General features: G+C 64.9%; 6 protein-coding genes and 1 pseudogene. All 7 read left to right on the top strand.

Annotated elements, in window-relative coordinates; all coding sequences use genetic code 11:
- Positions 1-74: 74 nt before the first annotated feature.
- A pseudogene (locus tag OKC30_RS18445) lies at positions 75-1,001 on the top strand (hypothetical protein); the annotation flags it as partial.
- Complete coding sequence (locus tag OKC30_RS18440; RefSeq protein WP_160838714.1) at positions 1,001-1,840, top strand: FTR1 family iron permease; 840 nt, start codon at positions 1,001-1,003, stop codon at positions 1,838-1,840. The pseudogene OKC30_RS18445 and the gene OKC30_RS18440, both read left to right, overlap by 1 nt.
- 75 nt (positions 1,841-1,915) lie before the next feature.
- Positions 1,916-3,340: an NAD(P)/FAD-dependent oxidoreductase gene (locus OKC30_RS18435; RefSeq protein WP_160838712.1), complete on the top strand. Its 1,425-nt coding sequence runs from the start codon at positions 1,916-1,918 to the stop codon at positions 3,338-3,340.
- A 142-nt stretch (positions 3,341-3,482) separates the two neighbouring features.
- The gene (locus OKC30_RS18430) at positions 3,483-4,043 is read left to right on the top strand and encodes a hypothetical protein (protein WP_160838710.1); all 561 of its coding nucleotides are present in this window, start codon (positions 3,483-3,485) and stop codon (positions 4,041-4,043) included.
- Between the two features lie 200 nt (positions 4,044-4,243).
- Complete coding sequence (locus tag OKC30_RS18425; RefSeq protein WP_270809732.1) at positions 4,244-5,503, top strand: hypothetical protein; 1,260 nt, start codon at positions 4,244-4,246, stop codon at positions 5,501-5,503.
- A 69-nt stretch (positions 5,504-5,572) separates the two neighbouring features.
- On the top strand, positions 5,573-7,261 hold the full coding sequence (locus tag OKC30_RS18420; protein ID WP_160838708.1) for a hypothetical protein: 1,689 nt from the start codon (positions 5,573-5,575) through the stop codon (positions 7,259-7,261).
- A 52-nt stretch (positions 7,262-7,313) separates the two neighbouring features.
- The gene (locus OKC30_RS18415; RefSeq protein WP_010674385.1) at positions 7,314-8,510 is read left to right on the top strand and encodes a Bcr/CflA family multidrug efflux MFS transporter; all 1,197 of its coding nucleotides are present in this window, start codon (positions 7,314-7,316) and stop codon (positions 8,508-8,510) included.
- Positions 8,511-8,620 lie beyond the last annotated feature (110 nt).

Below are 8,620 nucleotides of genomic sequence, written 5' to 3'. Positions count from 1 at the left end.
ACTGTGCTCGGTGATTGATCCGGGAGATCAGATCACCACTTGGCTAGATAGTTCCCCGATTTGTGCAACAAGGCCGCGGCAGCCTCCAGCACTGGCTGGCCGAGCGGCAGATCAACGCCCGCCCCGCCATGCACAAGGCCTCCTACCAGAAGGATTTCTACCGGGACGCGGCACTGTGCAAGTCGTGCCACAACGAGTTTGCCCCGGGCACCGGCGCCAATATCGTCAACACCTGGGACGAGTGGGAAAGCTCCAGCTTCGCCAAGGCCGAAGATCCTGCCAAACGGCGCACCTGCATCGACTGCCATATGAACCCCGAGCCGGGCAATGGCGGCGCGCCGGTGGCGGGCCAGTCCACCGAAAACGGCACCGTGAAAGCGCGGCTCTATCGCCACAACTTTACCGGCGCCCAGCATCAGCTGGTGGGGCTGAGGAGTGCAACCCTCGAGCAGGAGAGCCTGGCGCTGCTGCGCTCAAGCGCCACCCTCTCGGCCCGCATTGAAAACCAGAGTGGCCAACCCGCGCTGGTGGTGAGAGTCGCCAATACCGGCGCCGGCCACGCCCTGCCCACCGGGGTGGCCGATTTCCGTGAACTCTGGCTGGAGCTGACCGTCACCGACGCCAGCGGCAAGCTGGTGCTTGAAAGCGGCCAGCCGGTGAACGGCGCCGTCCCTGAGGATGCGCGGCTATTTAGAAAAGTGTTCGGCGATGCCGAGGGCAAGCCGGTGGGGCTCAAGTTCTGGCGCTACGCCAAGCTCATTGAAGACACCCGCATCCCGGCCGATGGCTGGCGCGATGAAGCCTGGCCGCTGCCGGCGGATGCCCAGGGCCCCTTCAAGGCCGATATCAGACTCAATTTCCGCACCTACCCCAAGTGGGTCAATGATGCGGTGCGCGCCGCCGAGCCGAGCTTGCCGGAGCCACCCATAGTGCAACTCAATCGGCTGCAACTGACCCTGCAGCCCCTCCCCCTCACGCCCGATATGGAGCCTCAATCCTGATGTTCGCAAGTTTTCTCATTACCCTGCGCGAGGGGCTGGAAGCCTTCCTGCTGGTCGGCATCTGCCTCTCCTACCTCGCCAAGCTGGGGGCGAGCCGCTACAACAAGTTCATCTATCTGGGGGTGGGCCTCGGTCTCGTCGCCTCCCTTGTCATCGCCTTCCTGTTCCAGGTGGTGGTGAGCCAGTTCGAGAGCGAGCGCTACAACCATTTGCTGATGGCGGGGATCCTGATTTTTGCCACCCTGGTGCTCACCTATATGGCTATCTGGATGCAAAAACAGGCCAAATCCCAGGTAGGGGCCATGACAGCGCGTATCGATGCGGCCATCGATGGCGGCAACCTGTTTGGTCTGGTACTGCTCGCCTTCCTGGCGGTGATGCGCGAAGGCTTTGAAACCGTGCTCTTCTTCTCGGCCCTGGTCTACTCCGGGCAAGGGGTGGATCTGCACCAGGGGCTGATGGGCGCGCTGGCGGGGCTGCTGGTCTCTGTGGTACTGGTGTGGGGGCTGCTGCGTTCCACCCGCAAGGTGGCGCTGGCCCCCTTCTTCCGCTGGACTGGGCTGCTTATCATCATCATCGCCGCAGGTCTGCTCTCGTCCGCCGTCAACATGTTGCAGGCAGCGGACGTCATCACCTTCTGGACCACGCCGGTCTTCAACATCAGCCACATCCTCGACGATCAGGGGGTATTCGGCACCTTCCTGCGCGCCCTGTTTGGCTACAACGCCTCACCGGCCGGCCTGCAGTTGCTGACCTGGGCCTGCTACCTCATCATCTTTGTCACCCTCTGGCATCGCAGCTATCGCCCCCAGGGGAGCGCCGCTCCGACCAGGGGCTGAGCCCGGGGATCACACTCTGTTCGGGAGCCGCGCACAGGCGCGCTCCCCCAGCTATCACGCCGTTTCGGAACACTCATGAACGACAACAACAAGAAGCACATTGCGGTGCTGGGCGCCGGCCCCGCCGGTCTGATGGCCGCCTGGCGCCTGCGCCAGGCCGGTTTTGCGGTCACCCTGTTCGAACAGGAGCCGGTCGTGGGCGGCATGTGCGCCACCCAGACCTTCAAGGGGCGCGACGGGGAGTATCGCTTCGACTACGGCGGCCACCGCTTCATCACCAAGAACCCCGAGCTGCTCGCCTTTATCGACGAGCTGATGGGGGACGACCTGCTCCACGCCGAGCGAAAGAGCGTCATCCGCTTTGGCGGGCGCACCTACGACTACCCCCTGAACCTGCCCAATTTGCTCAAGACGGCGCCGCTGGCCCTGATGGCCGGTGCGGTGAAGGATCTGTTGCTGTTGCCCTTTGCCAAGAAGCCCACCGATTTTGCCAAGGCGAGCTTTGCCGAGTGGATCCAGAGCCACTTTGGCCGTACCCTCTACCGCCAGTTCTTCGAGGGCTACACCGGCAAGTTGTGGGGCATCAACCCGGACAAGCTCTCCGCCGACTGGGCTGGCCAGCGCATCAGCCTGATCGATCTCAAAGACGTGGCGCGCCGGCTGCTGCCAAGACGCAACGGCAGCATGTCGGTGCGCACCTATGCCCGCAAATACCGCTATCCCAAATATGGCTTTGGCCAGATTTTCACCACCCTGGGGGAGCGGCTGGTGGCAGAGGGGGTAGAGCTCAAGACCGGCGCCACCATCACTCGCCTCGAGCAGGTTGATGGCCGCATCGAGCGGGTGTATTGGAAACAAGATGACGTGGAACAGAGCGAGCGCTTTGATCAGGTGATCTCCACCCTGCCGCTGCCGCTCACCTGCCAGCATCTGGGTTTGCCGTGCGATCTGCACTACCGGTCGCTTCGCTTCGTCAATATGCCCCTCAAACAGGAGAACCTGTCGGACAACACCTGGCAGTACCTCTCCGACCCCCATATTCTGGCCACCCGCCTGCAGGAGCCCCGCCGGCGCAGCCCCTTTATGGCGCCTCAGGGGCAAACATCCGTGATGCTGGAGATCCCCTGCAATCCGGGGGATGCCACCTGGCAGGCACCGCTCTCTGATCTGCGCGGCCGGGTCACCGCCGATCTCGCCAGCCTCGGCGTCGACACCCAGAAACTTGGCGATGAGACTTTTGAAGCCCGCAGCGAGTACGCCTATCCGCTGATGGATCTGGGCTATCAGGCCCGCCGCAACGAAGCCATCAAGGCGCTGATGCCGATAGGCAACCTCATCATGACCGGCCGTCAGGGGACATTCCGCTACATCTTCACCGACACCGCCATGGAGATGGGGATGATGGCCGCCGACATGGTGATCGACGGTGTGGACAGACGTCACGCCATCTTCAATCATCGCAACGAAAATACCGTCATTGAAACCCAGAGCGTGGCGTGAACACGATGATTGGTGTTCAACAGGCAGACAGACGCCGCAACACCTTCAATCATCGCAACGAAAACACCGTGATCGAAACCCAGAGCGTGGCCTGAGTGCCGCGCCATGGGCATAACCTCTTGGCATAAGTAAGGAGAACAGGATGACCATCCGCCCGGGTTTACTTGCCCTCACCCTGCTGCTGACCCTGAGCGGTCAGGCGCAGGCTTACTCCTACGCCGCCGCCGGCAAGGAGCCGCTGATCGATGCCCACGAGGCGCTGCTGGGCGCCGCCACTGATGGCAAGGATGCCAGCGCCACCTTGAGCGAGATTGCCGAGGAGCTGACCTATCTGGAACAGCACCACAAGGTGAAGCTGCAAGCACCGCTGGCCGCCGCCATCAAGGCCAAAGACGCTGCGGCTACCGCGGCACTGCTCAACCGGGCCTACAAGGCGGAGATCGAGCGCCGCCTCGAGGGGGCCAGCCAGAACCTTGGCGACTACCAGACCGCCAAGGTGCTGGTGGTCAAGAGCAAGCGCTTCCTCGATTTGATCCTTCCCTCCCTCAGTGAAGGGGATCGCAAGGCCGCCGAACAGGCGCTGGCCAAGGTGCTCGATGCCATCGGCAACCCGGGAGTGTTCGGCGTGGGTGCCAAACCTGCCGATGCCGCTGCCTTTAGCGATGCCGAAAAAGCGCTGATGACCGTGCTGGTGCCGCTTTGATGGCCACCAGCCCATCATTGCGCCAATTCGCTGTGACAAACGGTGGGTTTCTCTGCACTCTCCCCACCCTACGCACGGCCTGCCGATAGATGCACCCGGACGCCGGTTTGCCCCCTTCTCCCCTTGCGGGAGAAGGGCTGGGGATGAGGGGGAAGGCAGCGTATCGGCGTTGGGTTTCCACCAGCTCAATCACCATGGGGCTGCTTGCCCTGCTGCAACTGGCCTGGCTTGGCTGGCTGCTGACCTTCCCGGTAGCACTCGATTCCGACGATGCCCTCAACTTTGCCCACGGGGTGGTGCGCTTCAGCGTACTGGAGTTCTCCCCCCACTTTCCGGGCTACCCCGCCTTTATCTGGCTGGCACGGCTGATCAATCTGCTGGTGGACGATCCGGCCCGCGCGGTGCAGTGGGCAAGCCTCTTGGGTAGCAGTTTGCTGGCGCCGCTTGCCGCCTCCCTCGCGGTCAGATTGTGGCAACGGCCAAGCCTGCTGGCGCCGGTCTGGCTGCTGGTGCTGGCCCTGCCGCTCACCCCGACGCTCGCCCTCTCCGGCCTGTCCGACGGGCCTGCGCTCGCCGCCTGGCTGGCAGCGCTGCTGGCCTTGCTGCATCGCAAAGCGGCCCTGGCAGGTCTGCTGCTCGGCCTTATGCTGGCGCTGCGTCCCTCCTATTTTGTGCTGGCGTTGCTACCTCTGTGGCTCGGGCTGGCGCAGCAGGGCACGCGCGTCAGGTTTGTGCTCCCCATTGCGCTGGTAGGGCTAGCTTGCCTGCTGTTTGTCTGGCAGGCCGATGGCTGGGCCTATTTCAGCGAGGGGCGCCGCTTTACCGACGGTCACTTTACCCTCTGGGGCAACACGGCGGCGGCTCACGGCGATCGGCTGCTGAGCTGGACGAATACCTTCAACGATCAGTTCACCCTGCTCTGGCCTTTGGCTGTCGGGGGACTGCTGGCGCAGCCTCTTTGGCAAAGGGTAAAGGGCCATGCCGCCCTCTCCCCGGTCTGGTCCCTCTACTGGCTCGCTCTGCTGCTGTGGACCCTGGTTGGCCAGAATCCGGACAATCCCCGCCATCTTGCGCCCATCACCCTGCTCGGTATCGTGCTGCTGGCAGGCTGGCTGCCACGCCGAGGAGTTGGGCTGGTCGCGTTGGCCGGATTGCTGCTGCTCGCGGTGACCTTCACCCCACCTCTCCCATCCGCCATGGTGCAGGCGGCCAGAGTCGCCGAAAAAAACTGCCCGGCGCTGGTGACCCAGTGGGGAGTGAGGCTGCTTAGGGAAACCACAACCCTGCCCGTCACCGACGGCTGGTACCGGGGGGATGCCGCCCTTGCGCTCACCCAGGGGGCCTGCCGCCTCAGCCGCCGCCCCCCGGGGGCAGAGGCGCTACCAGGCCCTTATGACACCCTCTGGTTTTCCCCCCGCTTTCACGCCGAACCCGGCCTCTGGCTCGCCCTGCCCCGCTGAACCGGGCGCTTGCGAGGGCATCGCACGACTCGTCTACACTCACAGCCGGGTCTGTCAGGAACCAGTGCAATGGAAAGAAACACGAGCGGAACCGGGGAGGGGATCCGGGTCGCGCTGGCCCTGTTGCTGGCCTGCGCCCTGCTGATGCTGCCGCTCTGGTGGCAGGGGGGCAGCCAGGGACACGATCTGTTTCATCACCTGCTCTCCGGCCACTACTTTGCCCGCCAGCTCTGGCAGGGGGAACTCTATCCCCGCTGGCTGATGGCCATGAACGGCGGCTTCGGTAGCCCCACCTTCTTCTTCTATCCCCCGCTCCCCTACTACGTCAGCGCCCTCTTTGCCGGGCCCGGTGCCCACCCCCAGCAAGCCATCTACCCTTTGCTTGGCAGCGCCACCCTGGCCCTGCTGCTCTCCGGGGTGTTTGCCTATCTGTGGCTGCGTGCCACCACGCCCCCTGGCCGGGCCCTGGCCGCCAGCCTGCTCTATCTGGCGCTGCCCTATCATGTCGCCATGGATCTCTATGTCCGCTTCGCCCTGGCGGAGTTCTGGGCCTTCGCCTGGGCTCCCCTTATCCTGCTGGGGCAGGATCTCGCCCACCGCGGACGACCTCAGGGGTTGCCCCTGCTGATCCTGGGGCTGGCGCTGCTGGCCTTCTCCCACCTCCCCAGCCTCTTGCTCATGATGGGGCTGGTCACCTTGCGCGCCTTCTGGTTCGCCAGACGCACCCGCACTCTGACGCCCTGCTGGCAAGCCCTCGGCGCCCAGGGGGTGGGGCTTTGCATGGCAGCCGCCCTGCTGCTGCCCGCCCTAGTGGATCAGGGGGCCATCTCCATGGAGCTGATGCGCGGCGGCATGTTCGACTACAGGCGCAACTTTCTCGACCGCCTGCCCAGCGCCTGGGAGGACTGGCGTTTTCGCGGTCACCTGGCGTGGCAGAGCATGCTGACCCTGGCCCTGCTACTCATCGCCTGGGCCGCCGCCCGGGAGCCGCGTCACCCCGAGCTGCTGTGCTGGGGGGCGATCGGCGTCGTCGCCTTCCTGATGATGCTGCCCCCGAGCCAGCCTCTCTGGAGCCTGCTTCCCCCCTTGCAGCGGGTGCAGTTTCCCTGGCGGCTCAACCTGGTGCTCGCCCTTGCCACGGTCGCCGTGGTGGCGCTCGGCACCCAGCCCCATCGTCTCTGGCAGGGGCTCTGGTGGGGAGTATTTCTGCTGACCCTCCTCTCCACCCTGGCCTATGTGCGTCATGCCCCCCTGACCCAGGCCCCCGAACGGGAGGCCATGGCATTCGAGTTCGACAGCAAGCGCAGTGCCCGGGAATACAGGCCAAGGCAGGTGCCGGGGGGCATGTTCGCCCCGACCCTGCTCGCCTGGAAGGAGGAGTTCCAGCCGCCCGTCAGCGCCGAACCGCCAGGCGCGAGCTGGAGCCTGACCCGCTGGCAACCCCGCGCCCTGGCGCTGGAGATCAAGGCCCGGGTGCCGACCCGGCTGGTCCTGCACCAATACCATTACCCCGGCTGGGAGGCCCGCCTCGACGGGCACCTGGCGCTGACGGTGAGCGCCAATCGCCAGGGGTTGATGCAACTCTGGGTTCCGGCGGGCCACCACAGCCTCACCCTGACCCTGGCGGCACGCTGGCCGGAGCGCACCGGCAATGCCCTCTCCCTGCTCGGATGGCTTGCCTGGCTCTGGCTGCTCTGGCGCCACACCCGACAAAAGGGCATCGGGCAGGATGCACCTGATCGCGCCCGCCAAAACTGATAGACTCAACACCTGCCTCTTAACCCGGCCCAGCCCACGACTCGGATACCCTATGCCCCAAGCCAGCTCCCTCTCCCCCCGTTTCCTCTTCATCCTGCTCGGTGCCCTGGCGGGCCTGACTCCGCTCGCGGTGGACATGTATCTGCCCGCCATTCCCGCCATCGCCCGGGATCTGGCTACCAGCATCGACGGCGCCCAGCTCACCATCAGCGCCTTCCTGGGGGGCTTTGCCATCGGCCAGCTCTTTTACGGGCCGCTCGCCGACAGCTTCGGCAGAAAGCCGGTGATCCTGGCGGGCCTGACGATGTTTGCCGTGGCCTCCGTGGGCTGCGCCATGGCGGACTCCCTGCCTGAGCTCCTCGCCTGGCGCATGTTGCAGGCCGCAGGGGGCGCCGCGGGTTCCGTGGTGGTCAACGCCCTGCTGCGCGACCTGTTCGAAAAGGATGCGTTTTCCCGCGCCATGTCCTTCGTCATCCTGGTGATGACCCTCGCCCCCCTGGTGGCCCCCGTGGTAGGGGGGTATATCAGCGCTCACAGCGACTGGCGGGTCATCTTCTGGCTGCTGGTGGCCATCAGCCTGCTCATCTGCCTGGTGATGCAGTGGAAGATTGAGGAAACCCTCAAACCCGAGCACAAGCAGCCCCTGCGACTCGGGCAGGTGCTTCGCAACTACTGGGGGGTGCTCTCCCACCGTGGTGCCATGGGCTATGTGCTGTGCGGCGCCCTGTCGAGCTCCGGCATGTTTGCCTTCCTGAGCGCCTCCCCCTATGTCTACATCGAGTATTTCAAGGTGCCGACCGAGCACTACGGCTGGCTCTTTGGCCTCAATATCCTGCTGATGATGGTGGTCACCTTCGCCAACAGCCGGCTGGTGAAAGGGGTGGGTGCCGAGCGCATGCTGCGATACGGCCTGACCGTGCTGCCGCTCGCCGGGGCCCTGCTCATCTACAACGCCTGGAGCCAGACTGGCGGCCTGTGGGGCATCGTCATCCCGGTCGTGCTCTTCGTCGGCCACATCAGCCTGGTGGGGGCCAACGCCATGACCGGCCTGATGGGCCACTTCCCCCAGTCCGCAGGCACCGCCTCGGCGCTGGCGGGCACCCTGCGCTTTGGCCTTGGGGCCCTGGTGGGGGTCCTGGTCAACCTCAATCCCCCCGAATCGCCGCTCCCCATGGCCATCGCCATCGCCGGTTGCGGCCTGGGGTCGGCCCTCAGTTACTGGCTGCTGAGCGGCAAGCGCGTCCCCTGATGCCTTGCAATGAAAAAGCCCTGTCCATGGACAGCAATGCTGTTCACTTAAGCGGAGCCGCATTGCGATTTACCGGAAAACGGGTCTTTGATATCTTCACCGCCCTGGGT

This window comes from Aeromonas sp. QDB18, assembly GCF_027705325.1.
Taxonomy (GTDB): Bacteria; Pseudomonadota; Gammaproteobacteria; order Enterobacterales; family Aeromonadaceae; genus Aeromonas; species Aeromonas caviae.
The sequence above is the reverse complement of the archived record's forward strand: the minus strand, read 5'-3'. Positions and strand labels throughout refer to the sequence as shown.

Coding starts and splice junctions, on each gene's coding strand:
- OKC30_RS18440 (WP_160838714.1), top strand. CDS start 1,001: ATGTTCGCAAGTTTTCTCATTACCCTGCGCGAGGGGCTGGAAGCCTTC.
- OKC30_RS18435 (WP_160838712.1), top strand. CDS start 1,916: ATGAACGACAACAACAAGAAGCACATTGCGGTGCTGGGCGCCGGCCCC.
- OKC30_RS18430 (WP_160838710.1), top strand. CDS start 3,483: ATGACCATCCGCCCGGGTTTACTTGCCCTCACCCTGCTGCTGACCCTG.
- OKC30_RS18420 (WP_160838708.1), top strand. CDS start 5,573: ATGGAAAGAAACACGAGCGGAACCGGGGAGGGGATCCGGGTCGCGCTG.
- OKC30_RS18415 (WP_010674385.1), top strand. CDS start 7,314: ATGCCCCAAGCCAGCTCCCTCTCCCCCCGTTTCCTCTTCATCCTGCTC.